Raw genomic sequence first — 24657 nt, 5'->3', positions numbered from 1 at the left:
GCGCCGGGAACGCCACGGCGCGTGGCGGGTTGTCATGCGACATCTTGGCAGCGCGGGGGCCGCGCGCCATGGTCGCAGCGACCTGACCTGATGGACCGCCATGCTTGAACTCTTCTCCGACCCCGCCGTCTGGGCGTCGTTCCTCACCCTCACCATCCTCGAGATCGTGCTGGGCGTGGACAACGTCATCTTCATCTCGATCGCCGCGGGCCGCCTGCCCGAGGCGCAGCGCCGCCGCGCGCGGATCCTCGGCCTCGCCGGCGCGTTGATCCTGCGGATCCTGCTGCTGTTCTCGATCGCCTGGATCGTCGGACTGTCCGAACCCTTCACCGAGATCCTCGGCCACCCGGTGTCGTGGCGCGACGTGATCCTGCTCGTCGGTGGCGGCTTCCTGATCTACAAGGCCGCGACCGAGATCTTCGCCGAGGTCGAGGGCGACAGCCACCACGGCACCGCCGAGACTGTGAAGGTCACCTTCTTCGGCGTGATCACCCAGATCATACTGCTCGACCTCGTCTTCTCGATCGACAGCGTGATCACCGCGGTGGGCATCGCCGACCACATCGAGGTGATGGTCGCCGCGATCACCATCGCGATCCTGCTGATGATGGTCGCCGCGACGCCGATCGCCAACTTCGTCGAGCATCACCCCTCGACCAAGATGCTGGCGCTGGCCTTCCTCGTGATGGTCGGCATGTCGCTCGGCGCCGAGGGCCTCGGCTTCCACATCGAGCGCGGCTTCATCTACGCGGCCATGGTCTTCGCCGGCGGCGTCGAGGTGCTGAACCTGTGGCGGCAGAAGCGGCGGATGCGGATCCGCGCCGCCGCCGACAGGGTGCTCGCCACCGAGGGCGAGCGGGCCGGCGTGCTGCACCAGCACTGAGACCTGCCGCCACGGCATGCGCGCCCCGCCGGAGAAATCCGCGCGGGGCGTCGTTTTTCCGCTTGCAGGCCCCGGCGCGCTTGGCTACATCCGCCCCACGAAACGGAAGCGGGCGTAGCTCAGGGGTAGAGCATTACCTTGCCAAGGTAAGGGTCGTGAGTTCGAATCTCATCGCCCGCTCCAGTTTCGATCCTCCCCGACATCGCAGGACGACCCACCGCGCAGGCGCGGTGTTCGTCTTTCCGACCCGCCGGTCTCAGCGGGTGCCGGCATGCCCCTCGAGCGTGCTGCGCGCCATGGCGGACGGATCGCGGCCGTCGCCGGGGGCGTGCGGCGCGTGCCGCCGCTCCGCCTCCAGCCGCCTGCGCCGCCGCCTTTCGCGCCACGCCCAGCTCACCGCCACGGCGAGGACCAGGAGCAGTCCGATCACGGCGATCATGTTCGCGGTCATGGCGGCATCATAGCACGAAACCGTGGCCGGCAGGCTTCCGCGAGGTCGGCCGAATTTTCTTGCCGCCCCCTCTTGCGGTCGCCCGCCGGCTTGGCTAAATCCGCCCCACGAAACGGAAGCGGGCGTAGCTCAGGGGTAGAGCATTACCTTGCCAAGGTAAGGGTCGTGAGTTCGAATCTCATCGCCCGCTCCAGTTTCGATCCTCCCCGACATCGCAGGCAGCCTCTCTTGGCCCCGGCCCTCGCGCGCCCTATAGACGGCGGCGACACGGGAATGAGGGATGCGATGCGCACCGCCAAGATCAGCCGCAAGACCGCCGAGACCGACATCGAGGTCGAGATCGACCTCGACGGCACCGGAAGCTACGACAACAAGACCGGCGTCGGCTTCTTCGACCACATGCTCGACCAGCTGTCGCGCCACGCGCTGATCGACATGAAGATCCGCACCGAGGGCGATCTTCATATCGACGACCACCACACGGTCGAGGACACCGGCATCGCGCTGGGCCAGGCGCTGCGCCAGGCGCTGGGCGACAAGCGAGGCATCCGCCGCTACGGCGAATGCCACCTCGCCATGGACGACGCGCAGGTGCGCTGCGCGCTCGACCTGTCGGGCCGGCCCTTCCTGATCTGCAATCTCGACTTCCGCGCGCCCAAGATCGGCAGCTTCGACACCGAGCTGGTGCAGGAATTCTTCCAGGCGCTCGCCACCCATGGCGGCATCACGCTGCATGTCGACCGCATCCACGGCCACAACGCGCACCACGTCGCCGAGGCCGCCTTCAAGGCGGTGGCCCGCGCGCTGCGCCACGCGGTCGAGCCCGACCCGCGCCGCTCGGACGCGATTCCGTCGACCAAGGGGGCGCTATGAGCCTGACCGCGCTGATCGACTACGAGAGCGGCAACCTGCACTCGGCCCAGAAGGCGTTCGAGCGCATGGCGCGCGAGACCAATGCGGGTGAGGTGATCGTCACCTCGCGCCCCGAGGACGTGGCCCGCGCCGATCGGATCGTGCTGCCCGGCGACGGGGCCTTCCCGCATTGCAGGGGCGCGCTCTCGGCCCAGCCGGGCCTGCACGAGGCGCTGGTCGAGGCGGTCGAGGTCAAGGGCCGCCCCTTCCTCGGCATCTGCGTCGGCATGCAGCTTCTGGCCGAAGTGGGCCACGAATACGAGCGCACCGAGGGTCTCGGCTGGGTGCCGGGCGAGATCGTGAAGATCGAGCCCTCGGACCCGGCGCTGAAGGTGCCGCACATGGGCTGGAACGATCTGGTCATCGACCGCCCGCACCCGGTGCTCGAGGGCGTCTCGACCGGCGATCACGCCTATTTCGTTCATAGCTGGCAGTTCCGCCCCAGCGACCCCGAGACGCTGCTCGCGCATGTCGACTATGGCGGGCCGGTGACGGCGGTGGTGGGCCGCGACAACGTCGTGGGCGCGCAGTTCCACCCCGAGAAGAGCCAGGCCGCGGGGCTCAGGCTGATCTCGAACTTCCTCGGCTGGAAGCCCTGAGGCGAAGGCCCGCGCCGCGGCGCGGGCCCCTGCTCGCTCAGCCCTTCAGGAAGGCGATCAGGTCGTCCGCGACCCGGTCGCCATCCGTCGCCAGAAGCCCGTGCGGCCGGCCCTCGTATTCCTTCAGCTCGGCCTGCTTCGCGAGCTTCGCGGCGCGACGTCCCGAGAGAGCGATCGGCACGATCTCGTCGCCGGTGCCGTGAATCACCAAGGTCGGCACGTCGATCCCCTTCACGTCCTCGGTGAAATCGGTGGTGCCGAAGGCGTCGACGCAGTCGAGCGTCGCCTTGGGGCTGGCCTGCATCGCCATCATCAGCGTCCATTGCAGCACGCCGTCGCTGACCTTGTTGCCGTAGAATGTCCGGGCGAAGTCCTGCAGGAAGGCCGGGCGATCCTTGCGCAGCCCCGCCCTCATCCCGGCGAAGACGTCCTCCGTGACGCCGTCGGGGTTGTGCCCGGATTTCAGCATCCCCGGCGCGACCGAGGCGATGAGGGCGGCCTGCTTCACGCCCCTTCCATCGTGACGCGACATGTAGCGGGCGACCTCGCCGCCGCCCATCGAGAAGCCGGCGATGGCGGCATCGGTCAGCCCCAGCTCCGAGATCACCGTGCCGAGATCGTCGGCCAGGGTGTCGTAGTCGTAGCCGCCATAGGGCTGGCCCGAACGGCCGAAGCCGCGGCGGTCATAGGCGATGACGCGATGGCCGCTCTCGGCCAGGCGCAGCGCGACGGTCTCCCAGCTGTCGGAGTTGAGCGGCCAGCCGTGAATCAGCACGACCGGCCGGCCCTCGCCCCAGTCCTTCACGTAGAGCTGGGTGCCGTCCTTGGTGGTCACGAGGGGCATGGCCTTGTCCTTCCCTTTGAGAATTCCGGGAAGGGGAACCGCCACGCCCCCGTGGCTGTTCCGGCCTACTGGACCTTCTGCCAGACGCCGCCCTCGCGGCAGAAGCCCAGCACGCAGCCCGACACCGACAGCCTGTCGCCCGACAGGACCAGCTTGGAGCTGTAGGTCTTGCCGTTGTCGGGGGCGAAGACCTTGCCGCGATACTCGCCGCCGCCCTTGGCGACGGTCTCGGAGATGATGTTGCGCCCGAGATTGGGCGAGCCGATCTCGGAGCCGTCGGGGCCGAAGGCCTTGACCAGCTGGCCGCAGAGTTGCGCGCCGCAGGGCGCGACCTGGATCAGGCCGCTGTTGCCGTTGTCGTCGGGCGCGGTGCGCCAGACCCCTTCCAGCGGGTCGGCGGCGGCCGTCCCCGCCAGTGCCACGAGCGCCAGGGCGGCCCAGGCCAGTTTCCGCATGATCGTCTCCTCCTCAATCACGGGCTCAATCACGAGGCGAAGCTGACCCCGGCGTCACCCCGGCTGGCAAGGCTGACGTGGCGTTGCATCCGCCGCCGCCCCGTGCCACGAGGCGCGCGCAACACCTTCGGAGACAGCGCGATGATCCTCTACCCCGCCATCGACCTCAAGGACGGCCAGGCCGTGCGTCTGCTGCGCGGCGAGATGGACAAGGCCACGGTGTTCAACGACGACCCGGCGGCGCAGGCGCGCGCCTTCGTCGAGGCCGGGACCGAGTGGCTGCACCTCGTCGATCTGAACGGCGCCTTCGCGGGCGAGCCGGTGAACGGCGCCGCGGTCGAGGCGATCCTCGCGGCCTGCCCCGGCACGCCGGCGCAGCTGGGCGGCGGCATCCGCGACATGAAGACGATCGAGACCTGGCTCGACAAGGGCCTCGCGCGGGTGATCCTCGGCACGGTCGCGGTCGAGAACCCCGACCTCGTGCGCGAGGCGGCCAAGGCGTTCCCGGGCCAGGTGGCCGTGGGCCTCGACGCGCGCGAGGGGCGCGTGGCGACGCGCGGCTGGGCCGAGGAGACCAACGTGATGGTCACCGATCTCGCGAAGAGCTTCGAGGATGCCGGGGTGGCGGCGATCATCTACACCGACATCGCCCGCGACGGCGCGATGGCCGGCCCGAACGTCGCGGCGACCGAGGACCTCGCCCGCGCCGTCTCGATCCCGGTGATCGCGAGCGGCGGCGTGTCGTCGCTCGACGACCTGAAGGCGCTGAAGGCCACCGGCGTGATCGCCGGGGCGATCTCGGGCCGCGCGCTCTATGACGGCGCGATCGACCTCGCCGAGGCGCTCAAGCTGCTGAAAGGCTGACAGGCGAAGGCGCCGCCGGGTCCCCCGCGCGGCGCCCTGCCACTTCACTCTTCAAATACTCATGGCCCGCCGGTTCCGCCCGGCGCGCCCGCGCCGGTCAGCTCCCCGCCGCGGCCTTGGCAAAGTTCTCGAGCGCGTCCTCCATCTTCTCGATCGCCTCGAGATCGTCGTCGACGGCGAGGTCGTCGAAGGTCTCCTCCGGCTCTTCCCAGGCAACGAAGACCTGCCCGGACCCGTCGTCATAGGCGAGCATCTTCAGCGGCAGGTAGAGCCCGGCCTGCGGGTCTTCCTGCATCACCGGCGTGCCGAGCTGCGGGTTGCCGAAGATCAGAAGCTGACTGTCGGCCAGCGTCATGCCGGCCTGTTCGGCGCCGCCGCCATGGTCGACGCGGGCGAAGACGGTGGCGCCGGCCTCGGTGACGGCGGCCTCGAGCCGGTCCATGACCTCGGCGACGCTGCCCTGCGCCTCGCGGGTCTCAATGTCGGCCAGCGCGGGCCCGGCGAGCGCGGTGGCGGCGAGCGCCGCGGCGATGATGCGTTTCATGTCGAATGCCTCCGGTTGTCCGGCCCCTCAACACCCGCACCCGCTCTGTCGTTCCGGGCCCGTTCCGGCACTGGCCCCGCGCGGCCATGGGCGCTAGAAGGGCAGCGATTGCAGGAGGCCCCCATGCTCAAGACCCGCATCATCCCCTGTCTCGACGTGGCCGACGGCCGCGTGGTGAAGGGCGTGAACTTCGTCGACCTGCGCGACGCCGGCGACCCGGTGGACGCGGCGCGCGCCTATGACGCGGCGGGCGCTGACGAGCTGTGCTTCCTCGACATCCACGCCACGCACGAGAATCGCGGCACGATGTTCGACCTTGTCCGGCGCACCGCCGAGAGCTGCTACATCCCGCTCACCGTGGGCGGCGGCGTGCGCAGCCATCACGACGTGCGGGCGCTGCTCCTGGCCGGCGCCGACAAGGTCAGCTTCAACTCGGCCGCCGTGGCCGACCGCAGCGTGGTGACGGAGGCCGCGCAGCGCTTCGGCGCGCAGTGCATCGTAGTGGCGATCGACGCCAAGACCGTGGAGCCCGGCCGCTGGGAGATCTTCACCCATGGCGGCCGCAAGCCCACCGGCATCGACGCTGTCGAGTTCGCGGTGGACATGCAGGCGCGCGGCGCGGGCGAGATCCTGCTGACCTCGATGGACCGCGACGGCACGCGGCAGGGCTTCAACCTGCCGCTCACGCGCGCCATCTCGGACGCAGTCGACATCCCGGTGATCGCATCTGGTGGCGTCGGCACGCTCGACCACCTCGTCGAGGGCGTGACCGAGGGCGGCGCGAGCGCCGTGCTCGCGGCGTCGATCTTCCATTTCGGCACCTACAGCATCGCCGAGGCCAAGGCGCACATGCAGGCGGCCGGCATCCCGATGAGGCTGACATGAGCCTGAAGGCCCTTTCAGATACGATCCTCGCGCGCCGCGGCGCCGACCCCGAGACCAGCTGGACCGCCAAGCTGCTGGCCAAGGGCCCGGAGAAATGCGCCGAGAAGTTCGGCGAGGAGGCGATCGAGGCGGTGATCGAGGCGGTGAAGGGCGACCGCGAGCGGCTGACCTCCGAGGCCGCCGACGCGCTCTATCACCTGCTGGTGATGTGCGCCGCGCGTAACGTCAGCCTCGACGACATCGAGGCCGAGCTGGCGCGGCGCGAGGGCCGCTCGGGCATCGCCGAGAAGGCGGCGCGCAAGGGGTCATAAAAAAAGCCCGGGACGGGGCCCGGGCTTAAAGGTGTGGAACGAGGGACAGTGAAATGAAACGCACATGTTCCAGATATGCGCTCCCATGAAACCATCTAAACACAGATTGGTTCCGCCAGAAGCCGCTGTCATCAACTTGTGAACGAGAAAACCCGGATTCGTGATCAACCCCGGGCTGCGTAAAGCGCCACGGCGGCCGCGTTCGACACGTTGAGCGAACCGAACCCGCCCGCCGCGTCGATCCGCACCAGCGCGTCGCAGGTCTCGCGGGTCCGCTCGCGCAGCCCCGGCCCCTCGGCCCCGAGCACCAATGCCACCGGCCGGTCGCGCTTGCCTTCGACCGCCGCCTCGATGGTGGTCTCGGCCTCGCCCGCGAGGCCCAGCACGAGGTAGCCCATCTCCTTCAGCCGCTCCATCGTCTCGGCGAGGTTGCGTACCCGCAGGTAGGGCTGGCGCTCGAGCGCGCCGGAGGCGGTCTTGGCCAGCGCCCCGGTCTCGGGCGCGGAATGGCGCTGCACGCCGATCACCGCGCGCGCGCCGAACACCTCCGACGAACGCAGGATCGCGCCCACATTGTGCGGGTCGGTCACCCGGTCGAGCAGCAGAAGCCGCGGCGGCCCCGCCCGCTCGCCGCCCAGCGCGACGTCGTCGAGCGTGCCCCAGTCGAGCGGCTTCACCTCGAGCGCCGCGCCCTGATGCACCGAATCGGGATCGATGGGGGCCGCGAACCTGCGCGGGTCCGAGATCTCGGGCGTCATGCCGCTCTCGGCGATGGCGTCGGCGAGCTTGGTCTCGGCGTTCCTGGTGACGACCAGCCGCAGGCGTTCGCGGCGCGGATTCACCAGCGCGTCTCGCACCGCGTGCAGGCCGAACAGCCAGACCGTCTCGGCCGCGGCGGCGCGCTTGGCCTGCTCCTTCTCGATCACCCACTTCGGCTTCTTCATCGCGTCCTCCGGTCCGTCCGCTGCCGCCTGATTGCGCGGAACGGGGCGCGAAGTCCAGCCGGGCCGACTTGGCGGAAGGCGCGGGATTTTCCGGTTGACGGTTCTGGGCCCGGCGCGTATTCCCCACCTCGCAGCGGGCCAGACGGTCCGATGCGGGCGACGAGCTGCAAGGTGCGGCAGCGGACTGTAACTCCGCCGGGGAGACCCACGCCTGGTTCGATTCCAGGGTCGCCCACCACCCCCCTCCCCTTTCCATGACGTTTGACCGGCCCTGCCGGGGCGATAGTCTCGCGCGGAACACCGGGGGCGGGATGCAGGCCGATTTCGACATCGTCATCGTGGCGCAGGCCGGTCGGCTGGAGGCCGAGGCGCTGCTTCTGGCGGCCTCGCTGCGGCGCTTTTCGCCCGGTTTCGCCGGCCGCCTCGTGGTGGCCGAGCCGCAGCCCGGGCCGCTCTGGCCCGACGACCCGCGCCTCACGCCCGAGGGCCGCGATATGCTCGTGGAGCTGGGCGCCACGCTCCTGCCCTTCGAGAGCCGCCGCTTCGGCGCCGCCTACCCGCATGGCAACAAGATCGAGGCGCTCGCGGCGATGCCGCCCCGGCCCTTCCTGTTCCTCGACAGCGACACGCTGGTCACGGCCGAGATCGGCGCGCTGCCGCTCGAAAGGCCTTCGGCCTCGATGCGGCGCGAGGCGACATGGCCGGTGCCGCGCCCCGGCTGGCCGGGATACGAGGCGGTCTGGCGCGCGCTCCACGAGCGCTTCGGCCTCGAGATCGAGCCCACCCTCGACCCCGCCCGCTCCGCCGAGGACTGGCAGCGCTACCTCTACTTCAACGCAGGCTGGGTCTGCGGCCCCGACGCCCGCGCGTTCGGCGCGCGTTGGGGCGAGTGGGCTTGCGCGGTGCTCGACGACCCGCCACCGGCACTCGACGGGCAGGTGCTGCACCCGTGGCTCGACCAGGCGGTGCTGCCGCTCGTCGTGGCGGCCTTCGGCGGCGGCCGCCCCGGTGCCGGTCTCTCCGGACTCGACGGGCCGGCCACCTGCCACTACCGCACCTTCCCTCTGCTCTACGCGCGCGAAAGCGACGCGGTGGTCGCGGCGCTGGAGGAAGTCGCCGCCCCGAACCAGCTCAAGCGCCTGCTCAAGCGGCACGAACCGATCCTGCGGATGGTCTACCAGGGCCGGGGCAGACGGGTCCGGGCGCTGTTCGACCGCGCCGCCCTGCCCGCCGCGGAGAAGGAGATCAGAAACATCCTGCGCAGCCACGGGTTCTGGATGAGATGAGACCGGAGGGCCGCGATGATCGAGGAGATGCTGTTCCAGAGCTGGTCGGGCATCCTGCGCACGCTGCTGGTGGGGACGCTGGCCTATGCCGGCTTGGTCGCCTTCCTGCGCATTTCGGGCAAGCGCACGCTCGCCAAGCTCAACGCCTTCGACCTCGTGGTCACGGTGGCGCTGGGCTCGACGCTGGCGACGATCCTGCTCTCGGAAAGCGTGGCGCTGGCCGAGGGGCTGACCGCCTTCGTGACGCTGATCGCGCTGCAATATCTCGTGGCGAAGCTCTCGGTCGCAAGCGACGGCTTCGCCCGTCTCGTGCGGTCCGAACCGACCCTCCTGATGCATGAGGGCCGGGTGCTGCAGGGCGCGCTCAGGCGCGAGCGGATCACCGAGGAGGAGCTGATCAGCGCGATCCGCACCAACAGCGGCGCGGCGCGCAAGGACGTCGCGGCGGTGGTGCTGGAGAGCGACGGCTCGTTCAGCGTGATCCCGAAGCCCGGGGACGGCGGCGGCGCGGACTATGCCAGCGCCGACCTGCCGAAGCCCCATGGCTAGTTCACTCGATCGCGTAGACCATGGTCACGTTCGCGGTGATCTCGACCTGCCCGGGCGCGACCGGCACGCCGGCATCGGCGGCCATGCGCATCTCCATCATCGGCTGCGGCCCGCCGCCGAAGCCGTTCTCCGACAGGCTGGTCAGCTCGGCCAGCTCGACCCCCGCCGCCTCGGCATAGAGCGCGGCACGCGCTTGCGCGTCGGCCACCGCCTTGCGCCGCGCCTCGTCGCGCGCGGCGGCCGGGTCGGCCAGCTCGAAGCGCAGCCCGTGCAGCCGGTTCGCCCCCTCGCCTACGGCCGCGTCGAGCAGCATCCCCAGCCCGTCGAGATCGGCCGTCTCGACCTCGACCAGCGTGGTCGCGACGAAGCCCTGCGGCTCAGGCGCGCCATCGGTCCGGCGGGCGTAGTCGCGATCGAGCGTCAGCTGCCCGGTGCGGATGTCCTCCTCGGGCACGCCCGCGGCGGTCAGCCGCTCCAGCACCTTGGCCATGGCGGCGTTCATCGCGTCGAGCGCGGCGCGGGCCGTCTCGGCGCTTTCGCTGACGCCGATCGAGACATGGGCGAGGTCGGGGGCGGCGGCGACGCGGCCCTCGCCGCTGACGGTCAGGCTGCGCTGAACGGTCTGGACCGGCCCGGCCGGGTCAGCGGCCTGTTGCGCGGCGAGCGGCTGGGCGAGAAGGGCGGCCAGGGCGAAGGCCGGCATGCGGGTGAATTTCATCTTGTCCTCCGTGGGTCTGGCGCCACAGAAGCCCCGGCCGGGCGATGGTGCAAGCACAGCTTGTGCCGCGTTGGTCCCCATGCCTTGCGCGCGCGGAAAGCTGCCGTCAAAATGGCGGCGATCCGGCGGATCAGTTCCTCCCCCTCGCCAGCGGTGCTAAGGCCGAGCCCATGAAACCGAATTTCGCCCTGTCGCTCTCGGTCGAGGGCATCCGTCTCCTGCATCGCGAGGCCGATGGCTGGGTCCGGCTGGGCGAGGTGCCGCTCGACAGCCCGGACCTTGCCGGCGACCTGGCGCGCCTGCGGGCGCGCGCCCTCAGGATCTCGCCCGCCGGGATCGACAGCAAGCTGATCATTCCGAGCGACCAGATCCGCTACCTGACGCTCGAAGGCGAGCTCGGCCCAGAGGCGGTCGCCGCCGCGCTGGAGGGCGCGACGCCCTACCCGGTCGCCGACCTCGTCTACGACCACGTCTTCGAGGACGGGCGCACCCACGTGGCCGCCGTCGCCCGCGAAACGCTGCAGGAGGCCGAGCTCTTCGCCAGCGATCATCAGATGGGCCCGGTCGGCTTCGCAGCCCTGCCCGATGACGGGGAGTTCCCGACCGAGCCGGTCTTCGGCACGGCCACCGGTGTCGCGACGCCGCTCGAGCGCGATCCGGTGCGCGAGCTTGAACCTGCCCCCGAAGCCGAACCCGCGAGCCCTGACACCGCACCGGAGGTCGAGGCCTCAAGCCCTGCCCCCGCGCCCGAGCCGGAAACGGCCAGCCCGGTCACGCTCGTCGCGGAGCGCGAGGTCGAGACCCTTGCGCAAGGCGCAGCACCCGAGGAGATGGCCGCCGAAGAGGCCGACGTGCCTGCCACCGCGGAGCCGGAAGACCCGGCCCCCGATGTGGCGCAGAACACGGACGCGCCGGACGCGCCCCATGACGAGCTGGAGGCGGAACAGTCGCTTCCACAGGCACCAGTGACCGCCCCCGATGCCGCGCCGGTGCCTGAAGAGCCGGCGACCCCGGCGATGGAAGAGCCCGCCGCGCCTGCGCCCGACAAGGCCGACATGGCGGCGACACAGGACACCGACGACGACCTGCTCGCTCCGGAGCACGCCCCCGCCGCGTCCGCGCGGCCGCAAACCGAGGACGCCGCGCCGGACGACGCGACCGCGACCGAGCCCGCCGAACCGGCCGAGCCCGCGACCGGCCCGGCCCGGCCGGCACCGCCGCCACCGACCGCCCCCCTGCCACCGGGCCGGCGCGAGGAGGCCCCGCGCGCCGATCCGGCCGAGGAGCCGGGCCCGCGGATCATGCCGCCCGCCGTGCCGCGCCCCGGCGCCCCGCCCGCGGCGATGCCCCCGGTGCCGAGCGCGACCGACACGCCCGCCGATCCCGAGCAGGCCGAGGCCGCAGCCCTTGCCGCCGCCGAGTCGCTGCGCCCGGCCGAGCCGGCCGCCGAAGGCGACGCCGCCATCCGCCGCAGCCCGCGTGCCGCCGCGGCCGAAGCCCGCGCCCGCGAGCGCGAGCGCATGACCGTCTTCGGCGCGCGCGAGAGCCGGTCGCGCTCCGGGCCGCACTGGCTCTACATCGCGCTGGCGCTGATCCTGCTCGCCGCTCTGACCATGGGGGCCGTCTGGCTGGGCAGCGCCGCCCGCGAGCCGGTGGCGAACCTGCTGCGCGGCGGCTCCGCGCAGGAGTTGCAGATGCCGGTCGCGGCCCGGCCCAACCCGGCGGACGACGCAAGCGCCCCGGCTGCCCCGACCGAAGCCGAGGAGCCCGCCGCCGCCGCGCCCGCCCCGGCCGTAGACTACACCGACTACCCCGAGCCGGAGCCGGCCAGCGGCCGCGCGATCAGCCCGGCCGAGGCCGACCGCGTCTATGCCGCGACCGGGGTGTGGCTGCGCGCCCCGCGCCTGCCGCTGGTGCCGCGCTCGGAAGAGCTTGCCATCGCGCATCCCGACCCGGCCGCCGCGGCGCCGCGCCAGCCCGAAGGGCTGCGCCTCGCCGCCGCCGCCCCCGAGATCGCGCCCGCGCCGCAGCCCGTGCCGCCCGGACCGGGAACGCGCTACGAGCGCGACGCGCGCGGCTTCATCGCCGCCACGCCGGACGGCACGCTCACGCCGCAAGGGCTCGTGGTCTATGCCGGTGCGCCGGCGCTGATCCCGCCGGCTCGCCCCGGCGCAGAGATCCAGCCTGCCGTCGCCGCGACCTCCGCGCAGACCGGCCCGCCGCAGACCGGTGACGAGGCCGGTGACGACCCGGCCGCGCCGGCGCAGGAGGCCGAGCTGCTGCCGGTGCAGGCCCCGGCCGTGACCGTGATCGAGGGGCCGCCGCCGGTGAACCCGCCCAACCGCCCGGGCAGCGCCGCCCCCGGCCCGCGCCCCGGCGCGCAGGCCGGGATCATGCCCGGCGGCGTGGCATTGGACGGGCTGCGCCCCAGCCAGCGCCCCGACGAGGAGACGGTCGCCGAGGCCGCGCCGCTGCCGGCCTTCGCCGGGCCCCGCCCGCCCGGCCGGCCCGAGAACCTCGCGCCGATGACCGCGCGGCTCAGCCGCGATCCGCAATCCGAGGCGCTGGCCGAGGCGGTGGCCGAGGCCACGCCGCCGGTGCGCGCCACCTCCGTGGCCGACGCGCTGGCCTCGATCATGCGCGACGCGCCCGACCCGCTGGCCAACGCCACGCCGCAGGCCGTCGCGCAGACCCCCCGCCCCGGCACCCGCCCGCGCAACTTCGACCGCGTCGTGGCCCAGCAGCTGCGCCGCTCCCCGCCCAGCCCGCAGGGCCAGGCCGCCGCCCCGCGCGAGGTCGCCAACGCCGCGGTCGCGCCGACCGGTCCGGTGCCGGGCAACGTGGCGCGCACCGCGACCAGCCCGAACGCGATCAACCTCAACGACATCAATCTGATCGGTGTCTATGGCCGCCCCGGCGACCGCCGCGCCCTCGTCCGGCTGGCCAATGGCCGCTACCTGCGGGTCGGCATCGGCGACAGCCTCGACGGCGGCCGGGTGACCGCGATCGGCGGCGACGTTCTGAACTACGTCAAGCGCGGCCGCACGCAGGTTCTGAAAATTCCTGACTGATCGGCACGTTGCCTTCGCGACGCTGAAGGGCGATAGCTAAGACATGCAGGGCTTTCTCCTTCAGGCGACGATCTATCTCGGCGCCGCGGTCATCGCGGTGCCGCTCGCGGCGCGGCTCGGTCTCGGCTCGGTGCTGGGCTACCTCGCGGCCGGCATCATCATCGGACCGGTGACCGGCCTCGTCGGCTCCGAGACCGAGAACGTGCAGCACTTCGCCGAGTTCGGCGTGGTGATGATGCTGTTCCTGATCGGCCTCGAGCTGGAGCCGCGGGCACTTTGGAACATGCGACAGAGGCTGATCGGGCTTGGCGGGATGCAGATCCTGCTGACCACCGGCGCGCTCTTCGCCGCCGGCACCGCGCTCGGGCTCGACACCAACGTGGCGCTGGCCACCGGCCTGATCTTCGCGCTCTCCTCGACCGCGATCGTGCTGCAGACCCTCTCGGAAAAGGGGCTGATGCAGACGCAGGGCGGGCGATCGGTCTTCTCGGTGCTGCTGACGCAGGACATCGCGGTGATCCCGATGCTGGCGCTCCTGCCGCTTCTGGCGATCGGCGGGCATGGCGGCGAGGAAGGGCATGGCGCGGAGGCCCTGCACGACACGCCGGGCCAGAAGGAGATCGAGGCGGCGCGCACGCTGATCGAGGGGCTGCCCGGCTGGGCGGTGACGCTGGTGACGCTAGGCGCGGTGGCGGTGGTGGTCCTTGCCGGGATCTACCTGACCCGCCCGGTCTTCCGCTACATCCACCACGCCCGGCTGCGCGAACTCTACACCGCGCTCGGCCTGCTGATGGTGGTCTCGATCGCGGTGCTGATGGAGCTCGTGGGTCTTTCGCCCGCGCTCGGCACCTTCCTCGCGGGCGTGGTGCTGGCCAACTCCGAGTTCCGCCACGAGCTGGAAAGCGACCTCGAGCCCTTCAAGGGGCTGCTGCTGGGCCTGTTCTTCATCACCGTCGGCGCCGGCATCGACTTCGGCGTGCTGTTCGACAAGCCGATGCAGATCGTCGGGCTGACCGCGGCGGTGATCGCGATCAAGGGCGGCGTGCTCTACCTGCTGGCGCGGATGGCGCAGATGCGCACCCGCGACCGCTGGCTGTTCACGCTGGCGCTGGCGCAGGCCGGGGAATTCGGCTTCGTGCTGGCCTCCTTCTCGCTGCAGCAGGGCGTGCTGGCGCGCGGCGATGCCGAGACGATCCGGCTGGTGATCGGCATGTCGATGCTGGTCACGCCGCTCCTGTTCATCCTCTACGAGCAGCTCACCCGCCGCGCCGCCGCGGCCGCCGCCGAGGCCGAGCCAGAGCCCGACGAGATCGACCGCCACGCGCCAATCATCATCGCCGGGATCGGCCGCTTCGGACAGGTGATCAGCCGGCTGGTGCAGGGCGCGGGCTTCGAGACGGTGGTGCTCGACCACGACATGGAGATGATCGACACGATGCGCCGCTTCGGCTTCGCCGGCTTCTTCGGCGACCCAACCCGGCCCGACATCCTGCACGCGGCGGGCATCGAGAAGGCCAAGGTGCTGGTGGTGGCGCTCGACAACCGGCAATCGGCGCTGCGGCTGGTGCGCCATGCCCGCGCCGTGCGGCCCGACCTGCACATCGTCGCGCGCGCCTATGACCGCGAGCATGTCTACCAGCTCTACCAGGCCGGGGCGAACGACATCGTGCGCGAGATGTTCGACTCGAGCCTGCGCGCCGGGCGCTACGTGCTCGAGCACATGGGGCTGTCGCAGTTCGAGGCCTCGGAGGTCGAGATGGCCTATTACCATCAGGACCGGGCCGGTGTGCGCGAGCTGGCGCAGCTCTGGGACCCCGAGGTGCCGGTGGCCCGCAACGAGGACTACGTGAAGCGCGCGCGCGAGCTGAACAAGGATCTCGAAACCACGATCCTCGAACGGCTCGAGCGCAACGCGGAGGCGCGGGAGGAGGCCGAGGAGGCCGACTACCAGAGCGGCTACCGCAGCAAGGACCGGGCCTGACGCGGGCATGCGCAGACCCGGCGCAGACCTCAGCCGCCGCTGACCCCGGCCTCCTCGAAGGTCGCCATGCCCGAATGGCAGGCCAGCGCGCCCTTGAGCACGCCGATCGCCAGCGCCGCGCCGGAACCCTCGCCCAGCCGCAGGCCGAGCGACAGGAGCGGCGCCTTGCCGAGCGCGTCCAGAAGCCGCCGATGGCCGCCCTCGGCGCTCAGATGCCCGGCCACGGCGTGGTCGAGCGCGCCCGGCGCCGCGCGGTGCAGCACCAGCGCCGCGGCCGAGCAGATGAAGCCGTCGAGGATCACCGGGATGCGATGCTGCCGCGCCGCGAGGATCGCGCCCGCCATCGCCGCGACCTCGCGCCCGCCGAGCTGGCGCAGCACCTCGAGCGGGTCCGCCTCGCCCGCGATGCGCGCCGCCCCCTGTGCCACGGCCTCGGTCTTGCGGGCGAGGCCGGCCGCGTCGACGCCGGTGCCGCGGCCGGTCCAGTCGGCCGCCTCACCGCCCTCCAGCGCCAGCGCGATGGCGGCGGCCGAGCAGGTGTTGCCGATGCCCATCTCGCCCGCGACGAAGAGATCGGCCTCGGGATCGACCGCCTCCCAGCCGGTCACGAGCGCCGCGACCAGCTCCTCCTCGCTCATCGCCGGGCCTTCGACGAAATCGGCGGTCGGCCGGTCGAGATCGAGCGCCCGCACCGTCACCCGCGCCCCGAAGCAGGCGGCGAGCTGGTTCACCGCCGCGCCGCTTGCCTCGAAATTGCCGACCATCTGCGCCGTCACCGCCGCCGGGAAGGCCGAGACGCCGCGCGCCACCACGCCGTGATTGCCGGCGAAGACCGCAACCTGCGGCCGCGCGATCCGCGGCCGCGCGTCGCCGCGCCAGCCGGCATACCACAGCGCCAGCTCCTCGAGCCGCCCCAGCGCGCCTGAGGGCTTGGTCAGCTGCGCGTCGCGGGCCCGGGCGGCGGCGATGGCCGCGTCGTCGGGGCCCGGCAGGTCGGTGAGGCGGGCGCGGAACCCGGCAAGGTCGTTCGGGGCGGTCATGGGCATCCTCGTTGCATCGCGGCTCCGGCCTGCCTACCCAAGGCGGGACCGGTTTGGGAAGAGGCGAGAGATGAGCGAGGCGATCCGTGCGGCCCTGGGGCTGCTGACCCGGCTGCCGGTGCGCCCCGGCCCGGTGCTGCCGCATCACGGCTGGGCCTTTCCACTGGCCGGGCTGGCGGTGGGCGGCCTCGCCGCGCTGGTCTTCTGGATCGCGTCCGCGCTCGGGCTGCCGCCCGGCCCCGCCGCGGCGCTCGGCCTCGCGGCGCAGATCGTGCTGACCGGGGCGCTGCACGAGGACGGGCTGGCGGATTGCGCCGACGGCTTCTGGGGCGGGCACACGCGCGAGCGGCGGCTGGAGATCATGCGCGACAGCCGGGTCGGCAGCTACGGCGTGCTGGCGATCGGCCTGTCGCTGCTGATCCGCTGGTCGGCCCTCGCGGTCGCGGGGCCCCTGGCGCTGGTCGCGGCGGCGGTGGCCAGCCGCGCGGCGCTGCTTTGGCCCATGCACGCGCTGCCGCATGCCCGCGCCGACGGCCTGGCGCGGCTGGCCGGGCGGCCGGACCGGGCGACGCTCGGACGCGGCTGCGCGCTGGCGCTGGCGCTCTGCCTGCCCTTCGCGGGCTGGCACGTGGTCACGCTGGCGATCGCGCTGGTGCTGGCCGCGCCGGGCTGCGCGGCGCTGGCGCGGGCCAAGATCGGCGGCCAGACCGGCGACGTGCTGGGCGCGACACAGCAGGTGACGGAGATGGCGGCGCTCCTGGTGCTCGCCGCCGTGGCGGCCTAGCGGCAGCCGAGCGCGGCCTCGAAACCGCGCTCGTAGGGGCCGATATCGCGGGCGGAGAGCGTGTCGCCCTGCAGCCGCACCGCCATGACCCGCTGCCAATCGGCATCGGCCAGCACCATCTCCGGCCCCTCTCCGCAATCGCGGACCCCGCCCTCGATCCGAGGCGCGCCGAAGCGGTGGTTGGTCAGCCCCGGCAGCTCGGCCAGCTGCACCAGATCGCCGCCCTCCATGCGCCAGACCCGCAGCACCTTAGCCAGATGCGGGCGGTCGACATAGGCCAGCTCGACCCGGCCGTCACCGTCGAGATCGGCGGGCGGCAGCGGCGCGAGCCAGCGCTGCGGCGTGCCGATGAACGGCGTCGCGGCCCGAAGCCCGTCGGTCCCGTAGACCGAGAGCCGCGCGCCCTGCGCGGCGTCGGTCTCGACCACCACCGCCTCGAGCGCGCCGTCGCCATCGACATCGGCCAGCCGCGGCGCGAAATCCTCGAAGACGCGGGTCTCGGGCAGCCGCACGACGTGGCGGACGCCTGCGCCGTCCAGCATCTCCAGCGCGCCCCATTCCTCGGTCTCGCCGAAGACGCCGTGGGCGTAGCGCGTGGTGGGCTCGGTGAACCGCGCCTCGACCACGCCCTCGGCCCGCCCCGGTCCGGCGGCGCAGGCCAGCGCGAGGGCGAGGCCGGCGGCGCGCATCAGATCTGGCGCTCGGGCATCCGCACCACGAGGCCGTCCAGCGCGTCCGAGACCTTGAGCTGGCAGGTCAGGCGCGAGCGTTCGGCATCGGGCTCGTAGGCGAATTCAAGCATGTCCTCTTCCATCGGGTCCTTCTCGGGCAGCTTCGCCACCCAGGCCTCATCGACATAGACATGGCAGGTCGAGCAGGCGCAGGCGCCGCCGCAATCGGCCTCGATGCCGGGGATGCCGTTGTCGCGCGCGCCCTCCATCACGGTCAGGCCGTTCGACACGTCGACGACGTGCTCGGTGCCGTCGTGCTCGATATAGGTGATCTTCGCCATTCTCGGCTCCTTCTGAAGGCTGCGCCGCCTGTCTAGGCGAGCGGTGCGCACAGGGCCAGTGACAAAGCCGCGGGCTGCGGCGCTGCTGCCACGCCACGGCCAGGCAGGGCCCGGCGGCTTTTCCCTTTGCGCCGCGGCGCGCTAGTGTCGCCCCGGTAACCCAGCGCCGGTGCCCGATGTTCCGAACCCCGCTTCTGCCCCTCCTCCTGCTCGCCGCCTGCGCCACGCCGCGGGCCGAGCCCGCCGTGCCCGCCTTCATGGCCGCGCGGATCGAGACACGGGCCGACGGGCGCTGCATGGGGCAGGACATCACCCCGGCGGTGCTCGAGACGGTGCGCGAGCAGGTGGTGGAGCGGCCCGCCGGCGTCGCGGCCGACGGCAGCCCCCGCCCCGCCAGCTACCGCAGCGTGACGCGGCAGCGCATCGTGCAGGAGCGCCGCGAGATCCTGTTCGAGACGCTCTGCCCGCCGGCCTTCACGCCGGGCTTCGTCGAGACGCTGCAGCGCGCGCTGATCACGCGCGGCTACCATGCGGGGCCGGTGACCGGCCTGCTCGATGCGACGACGCTGGAGGCGGTGCGCGCCTACCAGCGCGCCACCGGCGGCCCGGACAGCCCGGTGCTGTCGCTGGCCTCGGCGCAGCGGCTCGGCATCGTCGCGCTGGAACGAGATCAGATCGAGGCGATGAGCCGCTGACCCCCCAACCCCCTGGCCCCTGACCCCCTGACGCGAAAAGGGCGCCCGAAGGCGCCCTTTCAGTCGATGCTCCGGGCCGGGAAGATTACTCCTCGCCCTCCTGCAGCGGCAGCGCCACGAAGCGCGGATCGCCGCCGCGGCGCACCAGCAGCAGCAGCGACTTGCGGCCGGCCTCGCGCGCTTCCTCGACCCGGTCGCGGAAATCGGCGATCGACACCACCGGCTGCTGGCCGGCCTCGGTGATCACGTCACCGGCGGCAAAGCCCTTCTCGGCCGCCTCGGAAGCCGGGTCCACCTCGGTCACGACGAGGCCTTCCGCGCCGTCGGGCAGGTTGAACTGCTGCGCGAGCTCGGAGGTCACGCCCGAGAGCGTCAGGCCGAACATCTCGGCCTGGCCCATGTCCTCGCCGCCCGGCGCCGAAGCCGGGCGGGCGCCCTCGGCCTCCTCGCGGCGGCCGAGCTTGACGGTCAGCTCGACCATCTCGCCGCCGCGCAGCACCTCGACCGGGACCTCCTCGCCCACCGGGGCACGGCCGACCATGCGCACCAGTTCGCGCGTGTCGGCGACCTCGGTGTTGTCGAAGCTCAGGATCACGTCGCCGGCTTCCATGCCGGCCTCCATCGCCGGCCCCTCGGGCACGTCGGTGACGAGCGCGCCACGGCTGCCGTCGAGCCCCTCGATCGCCTCGACCATGTCGGGGGTCACGTCCTGGATCCGCACGCCGAGCCAGCCGCGGCGGGTCTCGCCGAACTCGCGCAGCTGGTCGACCACCTCGGTCACGACGTCGGAGGACATGGCGAAGCCGATGCCGATCGAGCCGCCATTCGGCGACAGGATCGCGGTGTTCACGCCGATCACCTCGCCCGACATGTTGAACAGCGGCCCGCCCGAGTTGCCGCGGTTGATGGCGGCGTCGGTCTGGATGTAATCGTCATAGGTGCCCGAAAGCGCCCGGCCGCGGGCCGAGACGATGCCCGCCGAGACCGAGAAGCCCTGCCCCAGCGGGTTGCCCATCGCCATCACCCAGTCGCCGACGCGGGCGCCGGCGCCGGTGCTGTCGCCGAACTCGACATAGGGCAGCTCCTCGGCATCGACCTTCAGAAGCGCGATGTCGGTGTTGGGGTCGGTGCCGACCACCTCGGCCTCGAGCTCCTGGCCCGAGTAGAACTCGATGTTGATCTCGTCGGCGCCGTCGATGACGTGGTTGTTGGTCACGACGTAGCCGTCGGCCGAGATGACGAAGCCCGAGCCCAGCGCCGAGGAGCGGCGCGGCGCGCCGTCGCCGCGGTTCTGGAAGTCGCGGAAGAATTCCTCGAAGGGCGAGCCCTCGGGCACGATGCCCTGCGGCCCGGCCGGCGCCTCGACCATGGTGGCGGTGGTGATGTTGACCACGGCCGGGCTGACCTGCTCGGCCAGATCGGCGAAGGTGAGCGGCCGGGTCGCATCGGGGGCCGAGGCGGTGGTCTCGGCTTCGGTATCGGGCGTCACGGCGGTGTCCTGGGCGGACAGCGGCGCGACCTGGCTCAGACCGAGCGCGCCACCGAGCGCCAGAACCGATACGGCACGGGCGGGGGTGACAAGCGACTGGATCTTGATCTTGGACTTCACGGGCTCACTCCTGCTTTGCGTCTCGGGCCGGACGGGCGGCGGGCGCCATCGTTCCGATCGGCGCGACCATCAACCTAAGGGCAGCCGGAGGCAACTCAAGCCCCATCGCGCGGGGACAAAGCGGTGTGAAGGCCCGTGACCTTCCCCGGCGGCAGCTGCGGGGGTGTCAGCCGCCGAGACCGCGCGCGGCCCAGATCAGCGCCGTGCCGGCCGCGAGCGCCGCCAGCCCGACCAGCCGCCGCCGTTCGACCGGAAGCCGGCGCAGCGCCTCCAGCATGTCCTCCAAAAGCGAAGGGGCCAGCGCCCAGGCCAGCCCCTCCACCACCAGAACCAGGCCTAGGCCCAGCAGGATCCAGCTCATTGCGTCGCGGTCTCCGCGGCGGCGCCCTCCTCGGCCGGCGGGATCACCCGCGGCTCGAGCACCCGCGCCTGGCTGTCGGCCGAGGCGTCGGCATCGGCCTCCGCATCGATCGGCTGGCCATCGCGCGTGGTGAAGGTGATCGCGCCATCCTCGCCCTGCTGCACGTCGATCGTGTCGAGCCGGATCACCCCGGCATCGGCCGCGTCGCCGGTCGCCGACGCCTCGCCGGCGGCGCTCTCGCCCGGGGCGCGCGCCCGCGCCGGGGCCGGCACCACGCCCTCGGGCAGGTCGTCGTTGTAGAGGTAGTCGAAGAAGGCGCTGTCGGGGGTCAGCACCAGCTGCGAGTTCGAGCCCTGCAGCGCCCGCTCATAGGCCTGAAGCGAGCGGTAGAAGTCGAAGAACTCGGGGTCGGCGCCATAGGCCTGCGCGAAGATCGCGTTGGCCTCGGCGTCGGCCTCGCCTCGGGTCACCTGCGCCTCGCGCTCGGCTTCCGACATGGTCTCGACCACGGTCCGGTCGGCCAGCGCGCGCACCCGCTGCGCGGCCTCGTTACCGCGGGCGATCTCGTCGGCGGCCTCGCGCTCGCGCTCGGCCCGCATCCGGGCGAAGGTGGCGTCGAGGTTCTGCGCCGGCAGGTTGGTCTGCTTGAGCCGCACGTCGACCACGTCGATGCCGAGGCCCTGGGCCGAACGCTGCGCCTGCTCGCGGATGCGGGTCATCAGGTCGCGCCGGTCGGAGGACAGGATCGTGTCCGAGGTCACCTGGTCGGCACCGAGCACCTCGCGGATCTGGGCGTTGAGGATCGAGCTGAGCCGGTCCTCGGCGGCGCGCACGCCGCCCGCGCCCACCGCCTGGCGGAACTGCACCACGTCCGAGATGCGGTAACGCGCGAAGGCGTCGACCACGAGACGGCGGTCGTCCGAGGGCGTGACCTCGATGGTCTGAGTGTCGAGCGACAGGATCCGGTCGTCATAGGTGACGACCTCCTGGATCAGCGGGATCTTCAGCCCGAGACCGGGCTCTTCCTTGACCTGGCGGATCTGGCCGAACTGCAGCACGAGAGCCTTCTCGCGCTCGTCCACGACGAAGATCGACGACAGCGTCACGGCCACTACGATGACCAGCGCCGGCAGAATGAATGCGGTCTTCTTCATCTCAGTTCCCCTGCCCGTTGGTGGTCGCGCCGGCGCTCGCGCCGCCCTGCTGTCCCGACCGGTCGCTGCGCGACAGCTCGTTCAGCGGCAGGAAGGGCACGACGCCCGTACTGCCCTCGCCCCCCGCGATGGAGGGATCGAGCACCATCTTGTCGACGTCGCCCAGCACCCGCTCCATCGATTCGAGATAGAGCCTGCGGCGGGTGACCTCCGGTGCGCGGGCATACTCGTCCTGCACCGCCGAGAAGCGGCTGGCCTGACCCAGCGCGTCGTTGATGGTCTGGGCGCGGTAGGCCTCGGCCTGTTCGATGGTCTGCGCGGCTTCACCGCGCGCCTCGGCGAGCACCCGGTTGGCATAGGCGTCGGCCTGGCGCTGCAGCCGGTCGCGCTCCTGCTCGGCGGCCTGCACGTCGCGGAAGGCGTCGATCACCTCCGACGGCGGGTCGGCGCGGTCGAGGTTGACCCGGACGATGTTGATGCCGCTCTCATAGGCATCGAGCGTCGCCTGGATCGACTGCATCGCGGTGTCGGCGATCACGCCGCGGTCGCGGTTGAGGATCGGCGCCAGGTTCGAGGCGGCGATGATCTCGCGCATCACCGATTCGGACACCGCCTGCACGGTGAGCTGCGGGTCGCGGATGTTGAACAGGAACTTGGCCGGGTCGGAGACGTTCCAGACCACCTGGAAGCCGATGTCGACGATGTTGGCGTCGGTGGTCAGCATCAGCCCGTCATTGTCGCGGCCGATGCCGATGTTCTCGGTCCGCTCCGAGGTGACGTTGACCACCTCATGGGTGACCAGCGGCCAGGGTGCGAAGTTGAGACCCGGATTGCCGGTCGCGGAGTACTGGCCGAGGAAGAGCTCGACCGACTGCTCCTCGGGGCGCACGGTGTAGAAGGACATCACGCCCCACAGCACCAGCGCGCCGGCCGCGACGAGGCCGATCGTGCCGCGGCTCAGCTTGAAGCCGTCGCCGCCGCCCGAGCCGCGGCCGCCGCCGCCACCGCCGCCCATCAGCACGCGCAGCTGCTCGCGGCCCTTGTTCATCAATTCGTCGATCTGCGGCGACTCGCCCGGCCGACGGGGCCGCTGCGGTCCGCCCGGGCGCCGGTCGTCATCTCCGCCCGAGGGGCCGCGGCCGCCTCCGCCACCGCCCCAGGGGCCGCCATTGTTTCCAGCCATGAAGCCTCTGTTCCCTTGTTGGTTTCCCCCGCGCCGGTGGACCCGGCACGATTAGCATGTGTGCCCCGGGGGGGCTTATTCAAGAACGACGCACAGGTTCGCGCATGGTCACGATCTCTTCGGCCATGGTCGGGTGCACCGCCACCGTGCGGTCGAAATCCTCCTTGGTGGCGCCCATCTTGACCGCGATCCCGGCGAGCTGGATCATCTCGCCGGCCTCGGGTGCGACGATGTGACAGCCCAGGATCTTGCGGGTCTCGACGCTCACCACCAGCTTCATCAGTACCCGCTCGGGGCTTTCGGCGAAGGCCGATTGCATCGGCTTGAAGGAGGAGCAATAGACCTCCACCGGCTCGATCTCGCGCGCCGCCTCCTCGGTCAGGCCGATGGTGCCGAGCTCGGGCTGGGTGAACACCGCCGAGGGGATCAGCGCGTGATCCACCGGGGTCGGGTTGCCCTTGAACACGGTCTCGACGAACTGCATGCCCTCGCGGATCGCCACCGGCGTCAGGTTCACCCGGTCGGTGACGTCGCCGATCGCGTAGATCGAGGGGCAGTCGGTCTGGCTGTACTCGTCGACCTCGATCGCGCCGCCGCGCGCCAGCGTCACGCCCGCCTCCTCGAGGCCGAGGCCGTCGGTGTTGGGCTTGCGGCCGGTGGCGAAGAGCACCGCGTCGTAGACCTTCTCGTCGCCATTGGTCGCCTTGACCCAGACCGGCCCCTTGGTGCCGGGCGCGGCCTCGGCCACGCCGTTGGCGCCGGCGGCATCCGAATCGGTGCCGTGGTGGCGCACCGAATCGCCGGCCTCGGCCTCGGGGCACATCTCGACGATGTTGGTGCCCAGATGCAGGTCGATGCCGCGCGCCCGCATCGAGTCCGCGATCAGCCCGCGCGCCTCGTCGTCGAAGCCGCGCAGGATCTGCGCGCCGCGGTAGAACTGCGTCACCTCGACCCCCAGCCCGTGCAGGATGCAGGCGAACTCGCAGGCGATGTAGCCGCCGCCGACGATCAGAATCGATTTCGGCAGCTCGTCGAGGTCGAACACGTCGTCCGAGACCATGCCGAGATGGGCGTTCTTCATGTCGGGCCGCACCGGGCGGCCGCCGGTCGCCACGAGGATGTGCGCCGCGGTCTTGCGGCCGCCATCGGCGAGCTCGACCGTGTGCGGATCGACGATCTTGGCGCGCCGGTCGTAGACCTCGACGCCAGAGCCATCGAGCAGCCGGCCATAGACGCCCTCGAGCCGGTCGAGCTCGGCATGCAGCTTCTCGCGGAAGGGCCGCCAGTCGAACCGGCCCTCGCCGAACTCCCAGCCATAGGCGCGGGCCTCCTCGGCCATTTCGCCGTAGCCCGAGGCGTAGACCATGAGCTTCTTCGGAACGCAGCCGCGGATCACGCAGGTGCCGCCCAGCCGGCTTTCCTCGGCCAGCGCGACGGAGGCGCCGGTGGCGGCGGCGGTGCGCGCGGCGCGCACCCCGCCCGAGCCGCCGCCGATCACGAAGAGGTCGTAGTCGAAATCCAT

26 protein-coding genes and 3 tRNA genes are annotated in these 24657 nt (G+C 71.8%); 15 read left to right on the top strand and 14 right to left on the bottom strand.

Annotated features, from left to right (window positions below):
- Positions 1–100 precede the first annotated feature (100 nt).
- Together BLT43_RS06025 and BLT43_RS06020 are read left to right on the top strand one after the other, a co-directional pair.
- A complete protein-coding gene (locus tag BLT43_RS06025) occupies positions 101–883 on the top strand; it encodes a TerC family protein (protein WP_090111003.1) in 783 nt (260 codons plus the stop codon).
- 108 nt (positions 884–991) lie between these two features.
- A tRNA-Gly gene (locus tag BLT43_RS06020) sits at positions 992–1066 on the top strand.
- A 73-nt stretch (positions 1067–1139) separates the two neighbouring features.
- Here the strand turns inward: BLT43_RS06020 and BLT43_RS06015 are convergent.
- Positions 1140–1334 carry a hypothetical protein gene (locus BLT43_RS06015; protein ID WP_090111001.1) on the bottom strand — a complete coding sequence of 65 codons (195 nt, stop codon included), beginning with the start codon at positions 1332–1334 and terminating at the stop codon, positions 1140–1142.
- Between the two features lie 118 nt (positions 1335–1452).
- On the opposite strand from BLT43_RS06015, the gene BLT43_RS06010 reads away from it, so the two are divergent.
- The 3 genes from BLT43_RS06010 (at position 1453) to hisH (ending at position 2845) form a co-directional block, all read left to right on the top strand.
- Positions 1453–1527, top strand: a tRNA-Gly gene (locus BLT43_RS06010).
- 92 nt (positions 1528–1619) lie between these two features.
- A complete protein-coding gene (hisB, locus tag BLT43_RS06005) occupies positions 1620–2207 on the top strand; it encodes an imidazoleglycerol-phosphate dehydratase HisB (protein ID WP_090110999.1) in 588 nt (195 codons plus the stop codon).
- Positions 2204–2845, top strand: coding sequence for an imidazole glycerol phosphate synthase subunit HisH (gene hisH / locus BLT43_RS06000; RefSeq protein WP_090110998.1), 642 nt, complete (start codon positions 2204–2206; stop codon positions 2843–2845). The genes hisB and hisH overlap by 4 nt, the downstream gene beginning before the upstream one ends.
- Before the next feature lie 37 nt (positions 2846–2882).
- On the opposite strand, the gene BLT43_RS05995 is transcribed toward hisH, so the two are convergent.
- Both BLT43_RS05995 and BLT43_RS05990 read right to left on the bottom strand, forming a co-directional pair.
- Complete coding sequence (locus tag BLT43_RS05995) at positions 2883–3689, bottom strand: alpha/beta fold hydrolase (protein ID WP_090110996.1); 807 nt, start codon at positions 3687–3689, stop codon at positions 2883–2885.
- A gap of 65 nt (positions 3690–3754) precedes the next feature.
- The gene (locus BLT43_RS05990) at positions 3755–4144 is read right to left on the bottom strand and encodes a DUF2147 domain-containing protein (RefSeq protein WP_090110995.1); all 390 of its coding nucleotides are present in this window, start codon (positions 4142–4144) and stop codon (positions 3755–3757) included.
- Positions 4145–4285: 141 nt separating this feature from the next.
- On the opposite strand from BLT43_RS05990, the gene hisA reads away from it, so the two are divergent.
- A complete protein-coding gene (gene hisA, locus BLT43_RS05985; protein WP_090110994.1) occupies positions 4286–5008 on the top strand; it encodes a 1-(5-phosphoribosyl)-5-[(5-phosphoribosylamino)methylideneamino]imidazole-4-carboxamide isomerase in 723 nt (240 codons plus the stop codon).
- Positions 5009–5105: 97 nt separating this feature from the next.
- Here hisA and BLT43_RS05980 read toward each other — a convergent pair whose 3' ends face one another.
- Positions 5106–5552: a DUF302 domain-containing protein gene (locus tag BLT43_RS05980; protein WP_090110992.1), complete on the bottom strand. Its 447-nt coding sequence runs from the start codon at positions 5550–5552 to the stop codon at positions 5106–5108.
- Between the two features lie 123 nt (positions 5553–5675).
- Here BLT43_RS05980 and hisF point away from each other — a divergent pair, with 123 nt between their 5' ends.
- Together hisF and BLT43_RS05970 are read left to right on the top strand one after the other, a co-directional pair.
- Complete coding sequence (hisF, locus tag BLT43_RS05975) at positions 5676–6437, top strand: imidazole glycerol phosphate synthase subunit HisF (protein WP_090110990.1); 762 nt, start codon at positions 5676–5678, stop codon at positions 6435–6437.
- The gene (locus tag BLT43_RS05970; RefSeq protein WP_090110988.1) at positions 6434–6748 is read left to right on the top strand and encodes a phosphoribosyl-ATP diphosphatase; all 315 of its coding nucleotides are present in this window, start codon (positions 6434–6436) and stop codon (positions 6746–6748) included. The genes hisF and BLT43_RS05970 overlap by 4 nt, the downstream gene beginning before the upstream one ends.
- 164 nt (positions 6749–6912) lie before the next feature.
- On the opposite strand, the gene rlmB is transcribed toward BLT43_RS05970, so the two are convergent.
- Positions 6913–7692 carry a 23S rRNA (guanosine(2251)-2'-O)-methyltransferase RlmB gene (gene rlmB, locus BLT43_RS05965; RefSeq protein ID WP_090110986.1) on the bottom strand — a complete coding sequence of 260 codons (780 nt, stop codon included), beginning with the start codon at positions 7690–7692 and terminating at the stop codon, positions 6913–6915.
- A 154-nt stretch (positions 7693–7846) separates the two neighbouring features.
- Between rlmB and BLT43_RS19095 the strand changes: the two genes are divergently transcribed.
- The 3 genes from BLT43_RS19095 to BLT43_RS05955 all read left to right on the top strand — a co-directional run bounded on the left by BLT43_RS19095 (position 7847) and on the right by BLT43_RS05955 (position 9527).
- Positions 7847–7930 (top strand) — tRNA-Tyr (locus tag BLT43_RS19095).
- Positions 7931–8003: 73 nt separating this feature from the next.
- The gene (locus BLT43_RS05960; protein ID WP_090110984.1) at positions 8004–8978 is read left to right on the top strand and encodes a hypothetical protein; all 975 of its coding nucleotides are present in this window, start codon (positions 8004–8006) and stop codon (positions 8976–8978) included.
- 15 nt (positions 8979–8993) lie between these two features.
- Positions 8994–9527, top strand: coding sequence for a DUF421 domain-containing protein (locus tag BLT43_RS05955; protein WP_090110982.1), 534 nt, complete (start codon positions 8994–8996; stop codon positions 9525–9527).
- Position 9528: 1 nt separating this feature from the next.
- Here the strand turns inward: BLT43_RS05955 and BLT43_RS05950 are convergent, their stop codons facing one another.
- Positions 9529–10245 (bottom strand): SIMPL domain-containing protein, encoded by a 717-nt coding sequence (locus BLT43_RS05950; RefSeq protein ID WP_165612548.1) that lies wholly within the window; start codon positions 10243–10245, stop codon positions 9529–9531.
- Positions 10246–10415: 170 nt separating this feature from the next.
- Between BLT43_RS05950 and BLT43_RS19440 the strand changes: the two genes are divergently transcribed.
- Positions 10416–13316 (top strand): hypothetical protein, encoded by a 2901-nt coding sequence (locus tag BLT43_RS19440; protein WP_090110978.1) that lies wholly within the window; start codon positions 10416–10418, stop codon positions 13314–13316.
- Between the two features lie 43 nt (positions 13317–13359).
- Positions 13360–15297 carry a monovalent cation:proton antiporter-2 (CPA2) family protein gene (locus BLT43_RS05940; RefSeq protein ID WP_090110976.1) on the top strand — a complete coding sequence of 646 codons (1938 nt, stop codon included), beginning with the start codon at positions 13360–13362 and terminating at the stop codon, positions 15295–15297.
- 29 nt (positions 15298–15326) lie between these two features.
- On the opposite strand, the gene cobT is transcribed toward BLT43_RS05940, so the two are convergent.
- On the bottom strand, positions 15327–16337 hold the full coding sequence (cobT, locus tag BLT43_RS05935) for a nicotinate-nucleotide--dimethylbenzimidazole phosphoribosyltransferase (RefSeq protein WP_090110974.1): 1011 nt from the start codon (positions 16335–16337) through the stop codon (positions 15327–15329).
- Between the two features lie 70 nt (positions 16338–16407).
- Between cobT and BLT43_RS05930 the strand changes: the two genes are divergently transcribed.
- A complete protein-coding gene (locus BLT43_RS05930) occupies positions 16408–17121 on the top strand; it encodes an adenosylcobinamide-GDP ribazoletransferase (RefSeq protein ID WP_090110973.1) in 714 nt (237 codons plus the stop codon).
- Here the strand turns inward: BLT43_RS05930 and BLT43_RS05925 are convergent.
- Both BLT43_RS05925 and BLT43_RS05920 read right to left on the bottom strand, forming a co-directional pair.
- Positions 17118–17810, bottom strand: coding sequence for an FG-GAP repeat domain-containing protein (locus tag BLT43_RS05925; protein WP_090110971.1), 693 nt, complete (start codon positions 17808–17810; stop codon positions 17118–17120). The two genes, BLT43_RS05930 and BLT43_RS05925, sit on opposite strands and share 4 nt — an antisense overlap.
- On the bottom strand, positions 17810–18133 hold the full coding sequence (locus tag BLT43_RS05920; protein WP_090110969.1) for a 2Fe-2S iron-sulfur cluster-binding protein: 324 nt from the start codon (positions 18131–18133) through the stop codon (positions 17810–17812). Before BLT43_RS05920 ends, BLT43_RS05925 begins: the two co-directional genes overlap by 1 nt.
- Positions 18134–18309: 176 nt before the next feature.
- On the opposite strand from BLT43_RS05920, the gene BLT43_RS05915 reads away from it, so the two are divergent.
- Positions 18310–18828 carry a peptidoglycan-binding domain-containing protein gene (locus tag BLT43_RS05915; RefSeq protein WP_090110968.1) on the top strand — a complete coding sequence of 173 codons (519 nt, stop codon included), beginning with the start codon at positions 18310–18312 and terminating at the stop codon, positions 18826–18828.
- Positions 18829–18913: 85 nt separating this feature from the next.
- On the opposite strand, the gene BLT43_RS05910 is transcribed toward BLT43_RS05915, so the two are convergent.
- The 5 genes from BLT43_RS05910 to BLT43_RS05890 form a co-directional block, all read right to left on the bottom strand.
- Complete coding sequence (locus BLT43_RS05910; protein WP_423222115.1) at positions 18914–20437, bottom strand: Do family serine endopeptidase; 1524 nt, start codon at positions 20435–20437, stop codon at positions 18914–18916.
- Positions 20438–20603: 166 nt separating this feature from the next.
- Positions 20604–20798 carry a DUF2065 family protein gene (locus tag BLT43_RS05905; RefSeq protein WP_090110966.1) on the bottom strand — a complete coding sequence of 65 codons (195 nt, stop codon included), beginning with the start codon at positions 20796–20798 and terminating at the stop codon, positions 20604–20606.
- Positions 20795–21952, bottom strand: a complete 1158-nt coding sequence (gene hflC / locus BLT43_RS05900) for a protease modulator HflC (protein ID WP_090110964.1) — start codon at positions 21950–21952, stop codon at positions 20795–20797. The genes BLT43_RS05905 and hflC overlap by 4 nt, the downstream gene beginning before the upstream one ends.
- A 1-nt stretch (position 21953) precedes the next feature.
- Positions 21954–23135, bottom strand: coding sequence for an FtsH protease activity modulator HflK (gene hflK / locus BLT43_RS05895; RefSeq protein ID WP_090110963.1), 1182 nt, complete (start codon positions 23133–23135; stop codon positions 21954–21956).
- 79 nt (positions 23136–23214) lie between these two features.
- A complete protein-coding gene (locus BLT43_RS05890) occupies positions 23215–24657 on the bottom strand; it encodes an FAD-dependent oxidoreductase (protein WP_090110961.1) in 1443 nt (480 codons plus the stop codon).

Source organism: Limimaricola pyoseonensis (genome assembly GCF_900102015.1).
Taxonomy (GTDB): domain Bacteria; phylum Pseudomonadota; class Alphaproteobacteria; order Rhodobacterales; family Rhodobacteraceae; genus Limimaricola; species Limimaricola pyoseonensis.
This window is presented reverse-complemented; position numbering and strand designations above follow the sequence as displayed.